Annotated in this window: 15 protein-coding genes; 10 read left to right on the forward strand and 5 right to left on the reverse strand. The window is 60.7% G+C overall.

Going from position 1 to position 15,817, the window contains the following annotated elements; translation table 11 throughout:
- Positions 1-255 precede the first annotated feature (255 nt).
- A complete protein-coding gene (locus QZ540_RS00375; protein WP_294626852.1) occupies positions 256-1,155 on the forward strand; it encodes a YwqG family protein in 900 nt (299 codons plus the stop codon).
- Between the two features lie 93 nt (positions 1,156-1,248).
- On the opposite strand, the gene QZ540_RS00380 is transcribed toward QZ540_RS00375, so the two are convergent.
- A complete protein-coding gene (locus QZ540_RS00380) occupies positions 1,249-2,850 on the reverse strand; it encodes an ATP-binding protein (protein WP_294626854.1) in 1,602 nt (533 codons plus the stop codon).
- Positions 2,851-3,268: 418 nt separating this feature from the next.
- Between QZ540_RS00380 and QZ540_RS00385 the strand changes: the two genes are divergently transcribed.
- The 8 genes from QZ540_RS00385 to QZ540_RS00420 all read left to right on the forward strand — a co-directional run bounded on the left by QZ540_RS00385 (position 3,269) and on the right by QZ540_RS00420 (position 11,827).
- The gene (locus QZ540_RS00385; protein WP_294626856.1) at positions 3,269-4,729 is read left to right on the forward strand and encodes an O-acetylhomoserine aminocarboxypropyltransferase/cysteine synthase family protein; all 1,461 of its coding nucleotides are present in this window, start codon (positions 3,269-3,271) and stop codon (positions 4,727-4,729) included.
- Positions 4,729-5,235 (forward strand): CoA-binding protein, encoded by a 507-nt coding sequence (locus QZ540_RS00390; protein WP_005509183.1) that lies wholly within the window; start codon positions 4,729-4,731, stop codon positions 5,233-5,235. The genes QZ540_RS00385 and QZ540_RS00390 overlap by 1 nt, the downstream gene beginning before the upstream one ends.
- A gap of 496 nt (positions 5,236-5,731) precedes the next feature.
- Entirely contained in the window at positions 5,732-6,883 is a 1,152-nt protein-coding gene (locus QZ540_RS00395; protein ID WP_049346545.1) for a PLP-dependent aspartate aminotransferase family protein, read from the forward strand.
- Between the two features lie 299 nt (positions 6,884-7,182).
- Complete coding sequence (locus QZ540_RS00400; protein WP_294626858.1) at positions 7,183-8,343, forward strand: PLP-dependent aspartate aminotransferase family protein; 1,161 nt, start codon at positions 7,183-7,185, stop codon at positions 8,341-8,343.
- Between the two features lie 103 nt (positions 8,344-8,446).
- Positions 8,447-9,292: a transporter substrate-binding domain-containing protein gene (locus QZ540_RS00405; RefSeq protein WP_294626860.1), complete on the forward strand. Its 846-nt coding sequence runs from the start codon at positions 8,447-8,449 to the stop codon at positions 9,290-9,292.
- A gap of 270 nt (positions 9,293-9,562) precedes the next feature.
- Complete coding sequence (locus QZ540_RS00410; RefSeq protein WP_294626862.1) at positions 9,563-10,381, forward strand: transporter substrate-binding domain-containing protein; 819 nt, start codon at positions 9,563-9,565, stop codon at positions 10,379-10,381.
- Positions 10,382-10,410: 29 nt separating this feature from the next.
- A complete protein-coding gene (locus tag QZ540_RS00415; RefSeq protein WP_294626864.1) occupies positions 10,411-11,085 on the forward strand; it encodes an amino acid ABC transporter permease in 675 nt (224 codons plus the stop codon).
- On the forward strand, positions 11,078-11,827 hold the full coding sequence (locus QZ540_RS00420) for an amino acid ABC transporter ATP-binding protein (protein WP_294626866.1): 750 nt from the start codon (positions 11,078-11,080) through the stop codon (positions 11,825-11,827). The genes QZ540_RS00415 and QZ540_RS00420 overlap by 8 nt, the downstream gene beginning before the upstream one ends.
- Positions 11,828-11,927: 100 nt before the next feature.
- Here QZ540_RS00420 and QZ540_RS00425 read toward each other — a convergent pair whose 3' ends face one another.
- A complete protein-coding gene (locus QZ540_RS00425) occupies positions 11,928-12,719 on the reverse strand; it encodes a trimeric intracellular cation channel family protein (protein WP_294626868.1) in 792 nt (263 codons plus the stop codon).
- Between the two features lie 414 nt (positions 12,720-13,133).
- On the opposite strand from QZ540_RS00425, the gene QZ540_RS00430 reads away from it, so the two are divergent.
- Complete coding sequence (locus tag QZ540_RS00430) at positions 13,134-13,784, forward strand: L-alanine-DL-glutamate epimerase (RefSeq protein WP_294626871.1); 651 nt, start codon at positions 13,134-13,136, stop codon at positions 13,782-13,784.
- Positions 13,785-13,927: 143 nt separating this feature from the next.
- On the opposite strand, the gene QZ540_RS00435 is transcribed toward QZ540_RS00430, so the two are convergent.
- The 3 genes from QZ540_RS00435 to QZ540_RS00445 all read right to left on the reverse strand — a co-directional run bounded on the left by QZ540_RS00435 (position 13,928) and on the right by QZ540_RS00445 (position 15,639).
- Positions 13,928-14,365 (reverse strand): GNAT family N-acetyltransferase, encoded by a 438-nt coding sequence (locus tag QZ540_RS00435; RefSeq protein WP_363279935.1) that lies wholly within the window; start codon positions 14,363-14,365, stop codon positions 13,928-13,930.
- A gap of 158 nt (positions 14,366-14,523) precedes the next feature.
- Positions 14,524-15,054 (reverse strand): carboxymuconolactone decarboxylase family protein, encoded by a 531-nt coding sequence (locus QZ540_RS00440; protein ID WP_070688070.1) that lies wholly within the window; start codon positions 15,052-15,054, stop codon positions 14,524-14,526.
- A gap of 3 nt (positions 15,055-15,057) precedes the next feature.
- Positions 15,058-15,639 carry a peroxiredoxin gene (locus tag QZ540_RS00445; protein ID WP_049354428.1) on the reverse strand — a complete coding sequence of 194 codons (582 nt, stop codon included), beginning with the start codon at positions 15,637-15,639 and terminating at the stop codon, positions 15,058-15,060.
- Positions 15,640-15,817: the final 178 nt, after the last annotated feature.

Raw genomic sequence — 15,817 nt, forward strand, 5'->3', positions numbered from 1 at the left:
TAGAGATTCACCGGGAAGCCCGCCTCTGTATCTCTCACGCCCCGCGCGTGAGGGTGAGGAGGCGGGGCTTTCTGTGCACTTTGCACCAGCGTTTCTGCCGCCGGATGCACGGGTGACCTGCACAGGTGACCGAAACCGGTGCGCGCCCGCCCGAAATAGGGTCTAATGGGGGTAGAAGGCGCCGCGGTACCGTTGCCTCGCGCCTTCACACCGAACCTTCCGCACCGAATAATTCACCGACGAAACGAGCACATCATGCCGATGAATAACCCCTCCGAAGAGACCCTGGCGCAGGCACGCCGTGTTATCGACGCGCTCAACGAGCGTGGCGCGCGTAAGCAGGCGATTCGCCTGAAGGTAAGCAGCCCGGACGCGCCGCTGCCGCAGACCGCATCCAAGTTTGGTGGCCGCCCGTACCTGCCCGCTGGCGAGTCCGCACCGACCAATGAGAAGGGTGAGCCGCTGGGCATGATCGCCCAGATTAACTGCGCCGACCTGCCCGAGAACGACATCTACCCGGCAACCGGTATGTTGCAGTTCTGGATTAACCCGAACGATGACGAGTGCATGTGGGGTTACGACTACGAGAACCCGCTTTCGCAGAAGAACCACCGCGTCGTGTACTACGAAACCCTGGGTGAGCCGAACCCGGAGGCGCCGTACCCGACCGTGAACTGGGATGACTACGGCTGGCCCTTTGGTCGTGACGGCAAGGGTACCGCTGAGGAGGTTGTTGAGTACGCACTTGCCTTCGAGCCCTGGGAGCAGGGATTCCTGGATGGCGGCTTCGAAATCTACGACCAGTTCGCTGACGCCTGGGATGAAATGTACCCGGACCAGAAGCTGCCCGAGGAACCGAACGCACGCGGTGACGCCTCCTACAACCTGCTGGAGCCCTTCGAATCGGAGGAGAGGGATTACTCACATATTGGCGGCTACCCCTCGTTCGTGCAGGAGGACCCGCGCGATGAGTTCGAGGAGCTGCGCGGCCACACGGTGAACCTGCTGACCATCGAATCGGAGTGGGGTGAGGACGCCGAGGAGGGCGTGTACGTGATGTGGGGTGATGCCGGTGCGGCGAACTGGCTAATTACCCCGGAGGCGCTTGCCGCCCGCGACTTCTCGCAGGTCGTCTTTGAGTGGGCCTGCGGCTAAACGTGGTTTTGGCTGAATAGTCGAATGGGGAGGGAAATAGAGAATAACCGCTCTATTTCCCTCCCCTTTTTGTGTACCTTTTATCGGGTACGTCTAAGCAGCGCGATACTTACGGTTCTTACTACGCGGCGGAGCCGTAGGAACAATCAGCTTCGCCTCCACAAGACGGCGCAGATCATTCGTGATGGAGGTACGTGAAGCACCCCGACCCCAATGCTCTTGGATATATGTCGTGGAAACAGCCTCGCCCTGTGCACGCAGGCCACGCACAATACCAGCCTGGCGTTCGCTGAGGCCGTCAAGCGACGCATCGGCGCCCGCCGGTTCGACGGCGTCGGCTGAATGTTTGCCCGTGGAATGGGTTGCTTGCTGAGTCTTATCCTCAGGCGCGGTCTTCTGTTCCGTAGAAGACGCACCCTGCGGGGGCTGCATCAGAGTGACCTGCACATAGAGTAGACGGTCAGCAAACTGGGGAGCGGGCAGACCCGCCTCCTTCAGCGCGCGCAGAACCGTGGGAATACCGGAAGCCCTATTCTCTGCAATCAAACGCCCCGTACCCGGGTCGGGCAGATCAGTCAGAATACTTGCCAAGTAGCTGTTACGGGTTGAAGAAACACCGGGCTGACCAAAATCTCGGATAGTCACAGCACCGTAGATACCGCCCGGGCTACGCACCACCAGGCGGTTGGTGTAGAGCTCAACCTGCACCTGTGAGCCGCGCGCACCCGGCGAGTAGTCGCGGTGCATGAGGGCGTTGACCAAGAGCTCGCGGATAGCCTCCAGCGGATACTCGTAGCGCTCAACCCGCCCGATACCGCTACTGTTGAGGCCCTCCATCGTGGACGTTTTGCGCATATTGCGAACCAAAACGCCCATAGCTTCGTCCAACATGGAGGGGATAGGCCCGGTACAGCTGTGATTGTCCAGAAAACGTCGACCGTCCTCAGTGACCTCACCAAGCTCTTCACCGGGAAGAACAACAACGCTCATCATCAGCTGCGGGAAGAACGCCTGCGGGTAGGATCCCATGGCGAGAAGCGCCCCAAGAGTGGGCACTTCTCGGCCCTCAGAATCGATGCGTAGAATGCGTGCCTGCAGAAGAACCTCACGGTCAGAAAGCGCCGCAAAAACGCGAGGTTGCTCCTCGCGCAGGCGAGCGACATAGGCACTCACAAGGGTGGGAGAGAGGTCCTTGAAGCTTGCCTCGCTGACCAGCTCCTCGTCGTAGCGGGGCTGACTGCGGTTCTCTAGGAAGCGGTCAATCTCGTACTTGATGAGGCGAATATCGGCCTCGCCGACGCGCTGGTAGGAGCCGTTATACATGCCGTGTGCTTCGATGTAGTAGGGCTTCTGCGTCGGGTCGCCGGGGAGCACATCGATGCGCACGATACGGTGCTGCTCGTCTGCCGCCTCAACCTGAATATCTACCGGGGGTCGAGGTGTGATCTTGGAACGGATTGCCTCAACGGATGCGTCGTGGACTGCCTGTGCGTTGAAACCTTCAACTGGCTGTAGACCTTCTGCCGGGTCGGTGAGGCCAAGAAGAATGGTGCCACCGTCTCCATTGGCGAAGGCACTAACGGTTTCAAGAACGGACTTGGGGAACCCGCCAGCTGCAGCTTTGACTTCTACTCGCCCGTTTTCAGCCTGGCTACGGCGTAGGTTTTTGATGAGTTCGGCGGTGTTTGTTTCCATGCATGCTCCCGATGGCTACTTCTTGGTGAACGTCATAGCAACGTCATAACAGCATCATAACAATTTCTGCGATGATGTTGTTATGATCCTGCGATGATGTTGCTATGATTCGCTGTCTTCATCATTCTTAGAATCTTAAAAACCCCGAAATTGCAGGCTAAAAACGGGCATTCCTGTCGGTCTCATTGACCGCGCATCATAACAGCCGTCATAACAACTTCTGTTATGACAGCTGATATGACGCCCCGCTAAGACCCGTACGGCAGTCCCCGCTCACCAAAAACCGCCCGTCATAATCCGCAATAAACGACATATAGGTACCCGCACTTGGTGCACCCCGCCGCTGGTGGCACAGTATAAAGTCGAGCCACTATCGACTCCCCGCACACAGGCGGGCAGATACACCAGGAGCAAACCAATGGCTGAACACACTTTCGGCTTCCGCACCCGCGCACTACACGCGGGCGGCACCCCCGACGCTGAGCACGGTGCCCGCGCGGTCCCTATCTACCAGACCACCTCCTTCGTCTTCAAAGATGCCGACGACGCAGCTAACCTCTTCTCCCTGCAGAAGTACGGCAACATCTACTCGCGCCTATCCAACCCGACCGTCGCCGCGCTGGAGGAGCGTATCGCCTCCCTCGAAGGCGGTATCGGTGCGGTAGCGACCGCCTCCGGCATGGCTGCCGAGTTCATCACCTTCGCGGCTCTGTGCCAGCAGGGTGACCACATTGTGGCTTCTTCGCAGCTGTACGGCGGCACCGTCACCCAGCTGGACGTATCCCTGCGCCGCTTCGGCATTGAAACCACCTTCGTGCCCGGCACCGACCCCGCCGACTACAAGGCGGCACTGACCGAGAACACCAAGGCAATCTACACCGAGATCGTGGCGAACCCCTCCGGTGAGGTTGCCGACCTGGAAGGCCTCGCAGAGGTCGCCCATGAGGCGGGTATCCCCCTGGTCGTGGACGCAACCCTGTCCACCCCCTACCTGATTCGCCCCCTCGAGCACGGTGCGGACATCGTCATTCACTCGGTCACCAAGTTCCTGGGCGGTCACGGTACCACCCTCGGCGGTATCGTCGTCGAGTCCGGTCGCTTCAACTGGGGTAACGGCAACTTCCCGTCCATGACCGAGCCGGTTCCCTCCTACAACGGCGTGTCCTGGTGGGGTAACTTCGGTGAGTACGGCTTCCTCACCAAGCTGCGTTCTGAGCAGCTGCGTGACTTCGGTCCGTCGCTGAGCCCGCAGGCCGCGTTCAACCTGCTGCAGGGTGTTGAGACCCTGCCGCAGCGCATGGACGCGCACCTGGCGAACGCTAAGCAGGTTGTCGCCTGGCTGGTTGAGGATCAGCGTATCGCCTACGTGAACTACGCTGGCCTGCCCGACCACCCGCACCACGAGCGTGCGAAGAAGCTGCTGCCGCTGGGTGTCGGTTCCGTGTTCTCCTTCGGTGTGAAGGGCACTGAGAAGGCTTCCGGCCGCCTGGTCGGCGGCGAGTTCATCGGCGCCCTGCAGCTGGCAAGCCACCTGGCGAACATTGGTGACTCCCGCACTCTTGTGCTGCACCCGGGTTCGACCACGCACCAGCAGCTGACCGCTGACCAGCTGGCCGCTGGCGGTGTCGGCGAGGACCTGATCCGCATTTCGGTGGGTCTGGAAGACGTTGAAGACATCATTTGGGACCTGGACCAGGCGCTGACTTACGCGACCGGTCTGAACCACGCCGGTGAGCGTGTGGGCGAGTCCAGCGCAGATAAGGTTGTGGAGGCTGAGGAGGCGGTTGCCGCCGCTAAGGCCGCCGAGGACGCTGCCGCCGCTGAGGCTGCTGCTGGCGCATCCTGCTCCCTGCCTACTACCACTCAGGAGGAAAAGTAATGACTGAGAAGCGTACCTGGGTGGGTCCTTCCGCCCCTGAGCGTCTGAACATTCTGCGTAATACCCGCACGATCGCGATTGTGGGTATGAGCGATAAGATTTCGCGCGCCTCGTACTTTGTGGCAACGTACCTGCAGTCGGCGTCGCCGTACAAGCTGTATTTCGTGAACCCGATTCTGGCGGCAAAGGGCAAGCTTGTGCTGGGTCAGCCGGTGTACCCGTCGCTACAGGACCTGCCGGAGGTCCCGGATCTGGTGGAGATTTTCCGCCGTAATGAGGACCTGCCGGGCGTGGTTCAGGAGGCTGTGGATCTGGGCGCGAAGACCGTGTGGATGCAGCTGGGCTCCTGGAGTGAGGAGGCTGCCGCGATTGGTGAGGCTGCCGGCCTGAACGTGGTGATGGATAAGTGCGTGAAGATTGAGCATGCGCGTTTCCACGGTGGCCTGCACCTGGCTGGTTTCAATACGGGCGTGATTTCTTCGAAGCGTCAGGTGCTGTCGAAGTAAGTTGTGCTGTATAAGCCGCGGCTACCGTAGCTTGTAATTACAAAAATCAGGCGCTTGTCAGCGTTTGAATGGAGGGGCGTACCCGGGGCGATTCCCGGGTGCGCCCCTCCTGCTATGCCCGGTGTAGCGTCCGGTGTAGTGCCCGGCAGAGCATCCGGCACGTTCTGAGCGAGATTGAGGGCGCAGCATCGCCCCTTGTGGAGGGCGGTTCAGCTTTAAGGTAAACCTACCCTTACGCATTCGCACCGTAAGCCGGTATCCTAGTGTGGAGCCCGGCGGCCGGCACACAGCACACACGCGTACCGACCGCCGGGTCTTTTCACACCCGAAATATGACGAAATATATTTCTAAAATGTCGAAATATAACGCTATTTTTCGGTCATAAAAAGTCACTCGGTCACAGAAAAGAAAAAACTAGTCAGCCAGTAAAAAGAGCCATAAGCTAGCAATATATTTATCCCCCGCATTTTATGCCCAACCTTAGCCGAGGACAGCATGACCGGATTTACCACGAAGGCAATTCACACTACGGACCGCGACAACCCGTACGGCTCCATCCTGCCTCCGATCTACACGACCACCACCTACGCCCAGCCCTGTGACGGCACCGAAGGCCCCTACGACTACCAGCGCGGCGGCAACCCCACCCGCGCGGCCCTCGAAACCACGCTCGCAACCCTCGAAGGCGCCAAGCACGCCTTCGCCTACCCCTCCGGAATGGGCGCCACCGCTGCCGCCCTCGGCATCCTTAAGGAAGGCGAGACCCTGCTGCTGGGCATGCCCTCCTACGGCGGCACCTACCGCTTCGCAACCATTGAGCTGCCCGCCCGCGGCGTCAAGACCCGCTTCATCGGCGACTTTACTGCCCTCACCGACGAGGACTTCGCCGACAACGTGACCATGGTGTTCCTGGAGAGCCCCTCCAACCCGCTCCTGCGCGTGAGTGATATTGCCGCCATTGCAGAAATTGCCCACCGCAACGGCGCAATCGTGGTCGTCGATAACACCTTCATGACCCCGCTGCTGCAGAAGCCCCTCGACCTGGGCGCGGACATCAGCGTGCAGTCCGCCACCAAGTACCTGGGTGGTCACGCGGATCTGCTCGGAGGTGTCGCCGCAACCAACGATGACGCGCTCGCTGAGCGCCTCTGGCACCTGCAGATGATTACCGGCGCAATGCTTTCGCCCACCGACTCCTACCGCCTGCTGCAGGAGGTCAAGACCCTCAAGCTGCGCCTGACTCAGCAGCAGAAGAACACCATCGAGGTCATCAACTACCTGGAGGCGCACCCCGCCGTGAAGCGCGTGCTCTACGCGGGTTCGCACAGCGAGTACGAGGCGCAGGTGCATGCCCGCCAGGCGAACGGCCTGGGCGCGCTCATCTCCATGGAACTGGTGGACGGTGCCGACCTGCCCGCCTTCCTCGAGGCCCTGAAGATTTTCACGCACGCGGTGAGCCTGGGCGGTATCGAGTCGTTGGTGGTTCGCCCTGCGCTCATGGTGCAGGCCGCCTACACGCAGGCGCACCGCGACGAGTACGGCGTGAGCGACAACCTCATTCGCCTGGCTATCGGTATTGAGGAGATTGAGGACATTATCGAGGACCTGGAGCGCGGTCTGACCGCGGCTCTGGCTCATCAGGCGTAGTCCTCGAGCATCAGATACCGCGCGACCATATGGCGTGATTCTAGGCGCCCCGAATATACGTCGTAATATCGCTCAAAATACCCGGATTAATGCATTTCTTTCAATGTAAAAGAATGTTTTTAATGTGGGTATTTTGTGCACCCTCACCGCATTTTTATATGACGTTGCGTGAACATATTAACCCCCGTGACGCAGGGTTAGAACAGCATAAAAAATGCGCGTAGGGTAAATCTTGGATACACGACGACACACAGCAGCTACACCCGCGTTCGGGGTAGCCCGAACAGAAGAGAACCACTATGAGCCAGCAGAACCAGCTCGAACCGACCGGTTTCACGACCCGCACTATCCACGCCGTGCACGATGCCCGCTACGATGCGTCCGTGCCGCCGGTCTATCTGGCGAGCACCTTCGGTACCGCCGGTGAGGATACCACCTACATGTACCAGCGTGGTGCGAACCCCACCCGCGATAACCTGCAGGCGACCCTCGCCGCCCTCGAGGGCGCGGAGCACGCCTACGCGTACCCCTCCGGCATGGCGGCAACCGCGGCGGCTCTTGGCGTTCTGGAGGCGGGCGACACCCTGCTGCTGGGCATGCCGACCTACGGCGGCACCTACCGTTTCGCGACCACCGAGCTGACCAAGCGCGCCGTGAAGACCCGCTTCATCAGCGACTTCACGACCCTGAGCGATGAGGACTTCACCCCGGACGTGAAGGTCGTCTTCCTCGAGACCCCCACGAATCCCACCCTGCAGGTCACCAACATCGCCGCGGTTGCGGAGCTGGCGCACCGCCACGGTGCCCTGCTGATCGTGGACAACACCTTCATGACCCCCTACCTGCAGCGTCCCCTGGAGCTCGGCGCGGACATCACCGTGCAGTCCGCCACCAAGTTCCTGGCCGGCCACGCCGACCTGCTCGCCGGTGTTGCGGCGACGAACGACCCCGACCTGGCGGTTCTGCTGCACCGCGGTCAGCTCGTCAGCGGCGCGCTGCTGCCCCCGATTGACTCCTACCGCCTGCTGCAGGACGTGAAGACCCTGGCGCTGCGCCTGGAACGTCAGCAGCAGAACACCCGCGAGATTATCGAGTTCCTCTCCGAACGTCCCGAGGTTGAGAAGATTTTCTACGCCGGTAGCTCCTCCGCAGAACAGGCGGAGGTGCAGTCCCGCCAGGCGCGCGGCATCGGCTCCGTCTTCTCGCTGCTGCTCAAGGACGGCGGCGACGCGCAGGCCTTCGCCCGCGCCCTGCCCATCTTCGTGAACGCCGTGAGCCTGGGCGGCATCGAATCGCTCGTGAGCCTGCCCGCGCACACCACGCACGGCGCCTACGCCCAGGAGCACCGCGACGAGTTCGGTGTGGACGACCGCCTCGTGCGCCTGGCGATCGGTATCGAGGATGTTCAGGACCTCATCGCGGCCCTGGAGATTGGCCTGAAGGCCGCATTCGCCGGCTAGGTTTGTAACCCCGACTAGGCCTGTACCTCCGGTGAACGCCGCCGGTCCGTACCGCAGATTTTAGTTTTCACACCACACATCAACGTAGATTAAGGAACCAAGAATGACCGTTCTCAACACCTCCACCGTGCTGAACCGACGCTCCCTGCTACTGGGCGCGGCCCTCGCCGGAACCACCGGCCTGCTCGCCGCATGCTCCGGCGGTAACGGCTCCAGCGCAGGTAGCTCGCAGAGCGCCTCCAACCTGCTGGAGTCCATCAAGTCCGCGGGCAAGATCCGCATCGGCGTGGAGGGCACCTACCGCCCCTACACCTACCACGACGCCTCCGGTAAGCTCGCCGGCTTCGAGTACGACATCGCCGAAACCCTCGCCAAGGACCTGGGCGTGACCGCCGAGTACATCGAAACCCCCTGGGACTCGCTCATCGCAGGCGTGGACGCGGGCCGCTACGACATCGTGCTCAACAACGTGGCACCCACCGATGAACGCAAGAAGAAGTACGACTTCTCCGTACCCTACGCGCACTCCCGCGCCCGCGTGGGCGTGAAGAAGGACTCGAGCCTGAAGAACGCCTCCGAAATTTCCGGCCACACCGCCGCCCAGAGCGCCACCAGCAACTACCGCAAGCTCGTGGAAGAACGCGGCGCCACCATTATTGAGGTCACCGGCTTCGACGAGGCCATCGAGCAGGTGCTCACCGGCCGCGCCGAGCTGACTGCCAACGACTCCGTCTCTTTCGCCGAGTACTTCAAGGAGCACCCGGACGCCAACCTGCGTCTGCTCGAGGGTGAGGTTGGCCCCGGCACCAACGTCGCCGTTCTGCTGCCGAAGAACCAGACCGCGCTGAAGGATGCGATTGACGCCTCCATCAAGAAGCACCTGGGTAACGGCGACTTCAAAGCCATCTTCGAGAAGCACGTGGGTGAGGACCTGAGCCCCGCCTCCTAAGCTTCTCGGAACAGCCTTCTTGGAGGCTCGGAAAAGCCCAGCTTTCCAGGACTTCCGACGCTGCGTCGTGGTTGATGTCTCAGCCGCTTTTCCCGCATTGATGAGAGAATATGACGGAATGTTACGTTGAATTCTCTCGGGTCGGGAATAGCTGTAGGATAGCCAGCGTTGCACCCGCAGAGAGGGGCACACACCGCACGATGCCCCGGGTTACCGCAGGGTGACAGCCCGCAACTACAAGAGCATCAACTACGACGCAAAGGAAGAACCATGTCCGCAATGATTAACCGCCGCACCGTCCTCGCAGGCACCGCCTTCACCGGCCTGGCAGCCCTGCTCGCCGCGTGCGGTTCCAACAGCGGCAGCGCCGCATCCAGCACCAACAAGCTGGAGGCCATCAAGTCTGCCGGTAAGATTCGCGTGGGCCTGGAGGGCACCTACCGCCCCTTCTCCTTCCACGAGTCCAACGGCACCCTGGTCGGCTTCGAGAAGGAAATTGTCGACCTGATTGCTAAGGACCTGGGCGTGACCGCTGAGTTTGTCGAGACCCCCTGGGATTCGCTGATTGCCGGTGTGGATGCTGACCGCTACGACATCGTCATTAACAATGTCTCCGCAACCGACGAGCGCAAGCAGAAGTACGACTTCTCCGTACCCTACCTGTACTCGGAGCCGAAGGTCGCCGTGAAGAAGGATTCTTCCCTGCAGAACGTGAGCGAGATTTCCGGCCACTCCTCGGCGCAGTCTGAGACTTCGAACTTCCGCAAGATGGTGGAGGCGAAGGGCGCCTCGATCGTGGTCGTGTCCGGCTTTGACGAGGCTATCGAGCAGGTCCTCTCGGGCCGCGCAGAGATGACCGCGAACGACTCCGTGTCCTTCGCGGAGTACTTCAAGGAGCACCCGGACGCTAACCTGCGCCTGCTCTCCGGTGACCTGGGTACCGGCAGCAACTCCTCCATCCTGATGGCTAAGGGCCAGGATGCTCTGCGTAACGCTATCGACGAGTCGCTGAAGAAGCACCTGGGCAACGGCGACATCAAGGCGATTTACGAGAAGTACGTGGGCGAAGACCTCTCCCCGAAGAACTAACACTCTTTATAAGGAGCTGAGTTCCGTTCATGGAACGCTACCTGAATCTTTGGGCTGAGTCCCTGCCACAGCTGCTGGGCTCGACCCTGGCGGTGACTATCCCGCTGTCGCTGATTTCGTTCGTGGTGGCGCTGCTGGTCGGCATTGTGTCTGCTGGCGCGCGCACGAGCCGCTTTGCGCCGGTGAACTGGCTGGCGTGGGTGTACATTTGGGTTTTCCGTGGTACCCCGCTGCTGGTTCAGCTGTTCATCGTCTTCTACGGTCTGCCGAAGGTCGGTATCGCCCTGGACGTGTGGAGCGCCGCGATCATCACGATGAGCCTGCACACCGGCGCGTACGTGGCTGAGACGTTCCGTTCCGCGGTGGCGGCTATTCCGCGCGGCCAGTTTGAGGCGGCGGCAACCCTGAACTTCACCCGCATGCAGACCCTGCGCCACGTCGTGATTCCGCAGGCGGTGCGTATTGCGCTGCCGAACCTGGGCAACAACTTTATCGACCTGATTAAGGGCACCTCGCTGGTGTCGGTCATTTCGATGGTTGACCTGTTCCAGACCGGCAAGCAGATCGCTTCGCGTACTTTCGAGCCGCTGGCAATGTACTCCGAAGTCGCCATCATTTACCTGGTGATTTTCACTCTGCTGACCGCCGCACAGTCGGCGCTGGAGAAGCACAGCAACCGTTACGTGAGGAGCAACAATGCTTAGCGTTGATTCCCTGTCGAAGAGCTTCGGCGAGACGCAGGTGCTCAAGAACATCAGCCTGGACATCCCCGACGGTGAGACCACGGTGATTCTGGGCCCCTCCGGTAGCGGCAAGTCGACTCTGCTGCGCTGCCTGAACCTGCTGGAAACCCCGCAGTCCGGCACGCTCACCATTGACGACGCGCAGGTGGACTACAGCCAGAAGCTCACCGACGCGCAGGTGCGTGATATTCGCTCCCGCTCGGCGATGGTGTTCCAGCAGTTCAACCTGTTCCCGAACTATACGGCGCTGAAGAACGTGGCGCTCGCCCCGACCCTGAACGGCACTCTGAGTGCTCAGCAGGCGCAGGAGCGTGCCCGCGAGCTGCTGGCGAAGGTGGGTCTTGCCGATAAGGTGGATTCCTACCCGGATGCCCTTTCGGGTGGTCAGCAGCAGCGTGTGGCGATTGCCCGCGCCCTGGCGCTGGAGCCCTCTTACCTGCTCTTTGATGAGCCGACGAGCGCCCTGGACCCCGAGCTGGAGGCGGAGGTCATCCGCGTGCTCATGCAGCTGGCGAAGGAGGGCCGCTCCCTGGTCATCGTGACGCACAATATGGCGTTTGCGAAGAAGGTTGCGGACCGTATCGTGTTCCTGGAGAACGGTACCCTGCGCTATAACGGTGAGCCGACCGGTTTCTTCGCCTCGGATGATGAGCGTATCCGCAAGTTCCTGACCGTGTACGACAGCACCGAGTACACGATTTAGCCGTACTGCATATAGTAAATATGGGCTGTTTTCTGCCCGTCAGATAATCATCTGACCAGCGGAAACCAGCTTATATTATATATTCAGCATATATTGGCTTTTATTCCGAAAGCCCCTTAGAGCGGCGGTACTCCTCCAGCTGCTCAGCGTTAATAACCTCAAGCTGCTCAGTGAGCGGCTCACCGGGCGACCAGCCCTCATTAGCGACGGTGCGGTCCTCCTGCTTGCCAAGCGTGAAGAGGCGCGGGCGAGGAACACGCAGCTCCGCCGGGGTGGTCGGCAGCTGCCAATTCTTCATGTGGGAGAGCACACCCAGCACCAAACACAGCAGAATGGACAGACCCATCGCCAGGTTCGGACGATGGAATAGGCCCGTCACGAGGGCGGTCTCGGCGGCACCCACAAACGCCACAGTAGCGTACAGAGAGTTACCACCAAAGATTGCCGGAATACGGTTGACCATGATGTCACGGATAACGCCGCCACCGACCGCGGTGGTCACACCCAGTGCGATAGCGGGCAGCCAGTGCAGACCCAGGTTCAGGGACTTAATGGTGCCGGTTGCCGCCCACGCACCCATACCGATGAAGTCAATGATGAGCATGGTTCGGGTTGCCCATCGGGCACTCAAATCGATGCTGTACGCCAGAATCGAGGAACCGATAGCGCCCACCCAGTAGCCGCCGTCGGTGAGCGCCACGGGCAGGCCCGAGTTTAGTAGCACGTCACGAATCATGCCGCCGCCCATACCGCAGGCGACCGCGAGTAGCAGGAAGCCCACGATATCGAATCGGAAGGCGCGCGCCACAGCACCGCCGAGCAGGCCGTTAGCGACAACGGCGGCAATGTCGACGATGCGGAATACCTGATCGGGGTCAAAGAACTCGTGCATGGGCGTTCTCCTGCGTACGTGATGCGTGTGCTGCGGGTGCCGGTAGGGGGAGGCGCGCGCAACGGGGGGTCGGGTGACGACGTTATCACCGCATCCGGCTCTGTTTGCCTGTGCGCGTACCTGAATTGGCACCGATTTATTGTAGACCCGCCGCCGCTCCTACTCCTAGTTGAAAAGTGCTCATGACGAGCTCTGAGATGGAATCAAGAAGCTTGTGGGCGCGCTAAAAGGTGGGCGTAGAATGAGTGAATCTCCACCCCCAAGGCTGTCATGATTGTTTTTGCGCTTGGCGCCACATGGTGTGCCATTGCCGGCGCGGCGCTGTCGGCGCTCATGGTGTGGTTGCCTTCGCGCAGGCGGAACGCTCGCTAAGCTGGGACTAGACGAAATCTGCGTAAGGTGAAAGGAGCCGCCGTGGCGGTATCTCGCGACGAAGTTTTCGGGGTCCTGCAGGGAATCGTGCCCCGCCTGGAGGTGGCGCTTCCCGGCTGGTCGGTGCGCCCCAACATCACGGGTACCGGCGCGGTGGGGCTCTATCTGGACGGTCCCGCAATCTACCGGGGCGGCGAGCCCCTGGCCGGCGTGAACGCCGAGGGTGAGCCGGTTGCCCGGCACCTGTGTGGCACGATTCAGACCGCCGACCGCGGCCTGCCGCAGGAGCTGGGGCAGGTGCGCTACCAGTACATCCTGGGCGTGAGCGTGGCGGAGCACGAGAGTGAGTACCCCGAACTAACCGACCTGGCGAGAGTGGGGGAACCGAGCTGGGTTCCCGCGTTGAGGGCCCTGGAGGTGCTGGTTGAGGCTGAGGGTAAAGAGGCGCTGTTCATCAGCCGCGGCGGGTACGTGCCCGGTCGCCGCGCCCTGGGTAAGCGCCGCGTGGCGCTGCGTCGAGAGCTCTTCCCCGGTAAGCCCTGGCTGGGGTTGGGCACGATTGACTGGTGCGCGGGCGTGCGCTCGACCCCGGTGTATGCCGAGGACTTGGCGGTTCTGGTTGCCGCGGCGACGCGCCTGGCGAGTAGCTGGGATGCCGCCCTGCGCACTGGCTCTGCGGACGGCCAAAAGTAGTTAAGACAAATGCGGCGCATCCGACCCGGAAAAGGGAAGGATGCGCCGCTTGTTTTAAGCTCTAACGCTTAGTAGTGGGTTTAGCCCAGTGCCTCAGCCAGCTCGAACGAGTCGAGCCGTATCAAGCCGCATGCGATATTGCCTTATCGATAGCATGCAAGGGTGATGCACCCTGCTACCTCTACGGGGGCGTAACCGTAGTGCTTGTAGAGCGCAACAGCGTGTTCACTAGCGGTGTCGGTAGTAATGAGCCGCTGTCGAATGTCTTCTCGGTCAAAGTCATCAATGACACGCTTTAGAAGCGCAGAACCAACGCCCTGACGCTGGGCGTGCGGATGTACCAGAAGGTCCTGAATGTAAGCGATAGATTGACCGTCTCCGATGGCGCGTACTAGCCCGATGAGCCGTCCCGTTCCTTCAGGCGTTGCCTCTCGTGCGGTGTAGAGATACCGCGACCCTTCCAACATCGGGATGAGGCGTTCGGGTGTTCTGGTATAGGCGCTCCAGCCGACAGAATCGTAAAGCTCAGTGAGTTCTTCCACGTTGGGAAGGCTGGTGGAGGCCAAAATACAGTACCGCATACAGGCATTGTATAGCGCCAAATCGGGGGAGTTAGGAAACTGCCGCCCAACACGTTTTTAGCTACTGCAGGGCATAATCTGTGCATAAAGTAAGCGGCGCATCCGACCCATGACGGGTGGATGCGCCGCTTCTGTGTAAGCTCTAACGCTTAGTGGGTTTAGCCCAGTGCCTCAGCCAGCTGAATGCCCTGTGCCACGCCACCGAGGGTTGCAGCAATACGAATCAGGTCGTTGACCTGCTCCTTGGTTGCGCCCTCTTCACGCAGGGTGTGCTCGTGAGCCTCAACGCAGTGGGAGCAGCCGTTGACTGCGGACACTGCCAGTGCGAACATTTCGAAGTCCAGCTTCTCGATGCCACCGTTCTTACCGATGATCTGCATGCGCAGGTTTGCGCGCTGGTCATCGTATGCACCGTTCAGGAAGCCACGGGTGCGGTAGAAGATGTTGTTCATGCCCATGATGGTTGCAGCACCCAGAGCAGCCTCGTAAGCGGTGTCGCTCAGGTGCTCCTTAGCCTCTGCAGCAATCTCAACAACAACAGAGTCAACCTTGGTTGCTGCTGCGGTTGCGAGGATTGCGCCCCAGAGCTGCTGCTCGGTGAGGGAGGTGATGCGGGGCAGGGAGGACAGGTTGAGGTTCATGTCCTTCGCGTAGGAAGGCAGAGCCGAACGCAGGTTATCGATGCTCATGGATTACTTCATCTCCTTGAATGCGTCGATGGTTGCTGCACCCTTCTTCCAGTTGCATGCGCACAGCTCGTCGGACTGCAGAGCGTCCAGCTGGCGGAGCACCTCGTCGGTGTTACGGCCGACGGAGTCAGCGGTAATGGAGACCGACTGGATGGTGTTGTGGGGGTCGATGATGAAGGTTGCACGGTCTGCAACGCCGTCCTTGTTCAGGATGCCCAGTGCGCTGGTCAGCTCACGCTTGAGGTCGGATGCCATGACGATGGGCAGGTCCACGAGCTCCTCGTGGGAACGGCGCCATGCGTAGTGGGTGTACTCGTTGTCAACGGAAACACCGATCACCTGGCAGTCGCGTGCCTCGAACTCGTCAGCGAGCTTGCCGAATGCAGCAATCTCAGTGGGGCAAACGAAGGTGAAGTCCTTCGGCCAGAAGAAGACGACGCGCCAGGTGTCTTCGTCCAGGCCCTCGGAGGAGACGGTGGTGAAGTAGTCTTCGGGCTTGGTTGCTTCGATGTCAGCCAGCTTACCGGGGACAACGCCGGTGAGCTCGTATGCGGGGAACTGGTCGCCGATGGTCAGAACTGCCATGGTGTTCTTCTTTCTGCTTCGTGCCGCGCGGATTCGTTGCGCGGCGCTTATTCTTACTGCCCAGTGGGCGGGCTCGATAACTATTTTATTATGAATAATTCATAATAATCAAGTGGTGACGGGTGAAAACACGAGTATTATGTCGTGATTTGTATCACCGAGCATTCTGGGATGCTCA

Origin of the sequence: uncultured Rothia sp., from assembly GCF_916049665.1 — a bacterium.
In the GTDB taxonomy this organism is placed as follows: domain Bacteria; phylum Actinomycetota; class Actinomycetes; order Actinomycetales; family Micrococcaceae; genus Rothia.

What these genes read in the sequence shown, in the direction of transcription:
- QZ540_RS00445 (WP_049354428.1), bottom strand. Translation starts at nt 15,639, where the DNA reads ATGGCAGTTCTGACCATCGGCGACCAGTTCCCCGCATACGAGCTCACC.
- QZ540_RS00435 (WP_363279935.1), bottom strand. Translation starts at nt 14,365, where the DNA reads ATGCGGTACTGTATTTTGGCCTCCACCAGCCTTCCCAACGTGGAAGAA.
- QZ540_RS00385 (WP_294626856.1), top strand. Translation starts at nt 3,269, where the DNA reads ATGGCTGAACACACTTTCGGCTTCCGCACCCGCGCACTACACGCGGGC.
- QZ540_RS00415 (WP_294626864.1), top strand. Translation starts at nt 10,411, where the DNA reads ATGGAACGCTACCTGAATCTTTGGGCTGAGTCCCTGCCACAGCTGCTG.
- QZ540_RS00375 (WP_294626852.1), top strand. Translation starts at nt 256, where the DNA reads ATGCCGATGAATAACCCCTCCGAAGAGACCCTGGCGCAGGCACGCCGT.
- QZ540_RS00420 (WP_294626866.1), top strand. Translation starts at nt 11,078, where the DNA reads ATGCTTAGCGTTGATTCCCTGTCGAAGAGCTTCGGCGAGACGCAGGTG.
- QZ540_RS00405 (WP_294626860.1), top strand. Translation starts at nt 8,447, where the DNA reads ATGACCGTTCTCAACACCTCCACCGTGCTGAACCGACGCTCCCTGCTA.
- QZ540_RS00410 (WP_294626862.1), top strand. Translation starts at nt 9,563, where the DNA reads ATGTCCGCAATGATTAACCGCCGCACCGTCCTCGCAGGCACCGCCTTC.
- QZ540_RS00395 (WP_049346545.1), top strand. Translation starts at nt 5,732, where the DNA reads ATGACCGGATTTACCACGAAGGCAATTCACACTACGGACCGCGACAAC.
- QZ540_RS00380 (WP_294626854.1), bottom strand. Translation starts at nt 2,850, where the DNA reads ATGGAAACAAACACCGCCGAACTCATCAAAAACCTACGCCGTAGCCAG.
- QZ540_RS00390 (WP_005509183.1), top strand. Translation starts at nt 4,729, where the DNA reads ATGACTGAGAAGCGTACCTGGGTGGGTCCTTCCGCCCCTGAGCGTCTG.
- QZ540_RS00440 (WP_070688070.1), bottom strand. Translation starts at nt 15,054, where the DNA reads ATGAGCATCGATAACCTGCGTTCGGCTCTGCCTTCCTACGCGAAGGAC.
- QZ540_RS00425 (WP_294626868.1), bottom strand. Translation starts at nt 12,719, where the DNA reads ATGCACGAGTTCTTTGACCCCGATCAGGTATTCCGCATCGTCGACATT.
- QZ540_RS00400 (WP_294626858.1), top strand. Translation starts at nt 7,183, where the DNA reads ATGAGCCAGCAGAACCAGCTCGAACCGACCGGTTTCACGACCCGCACT.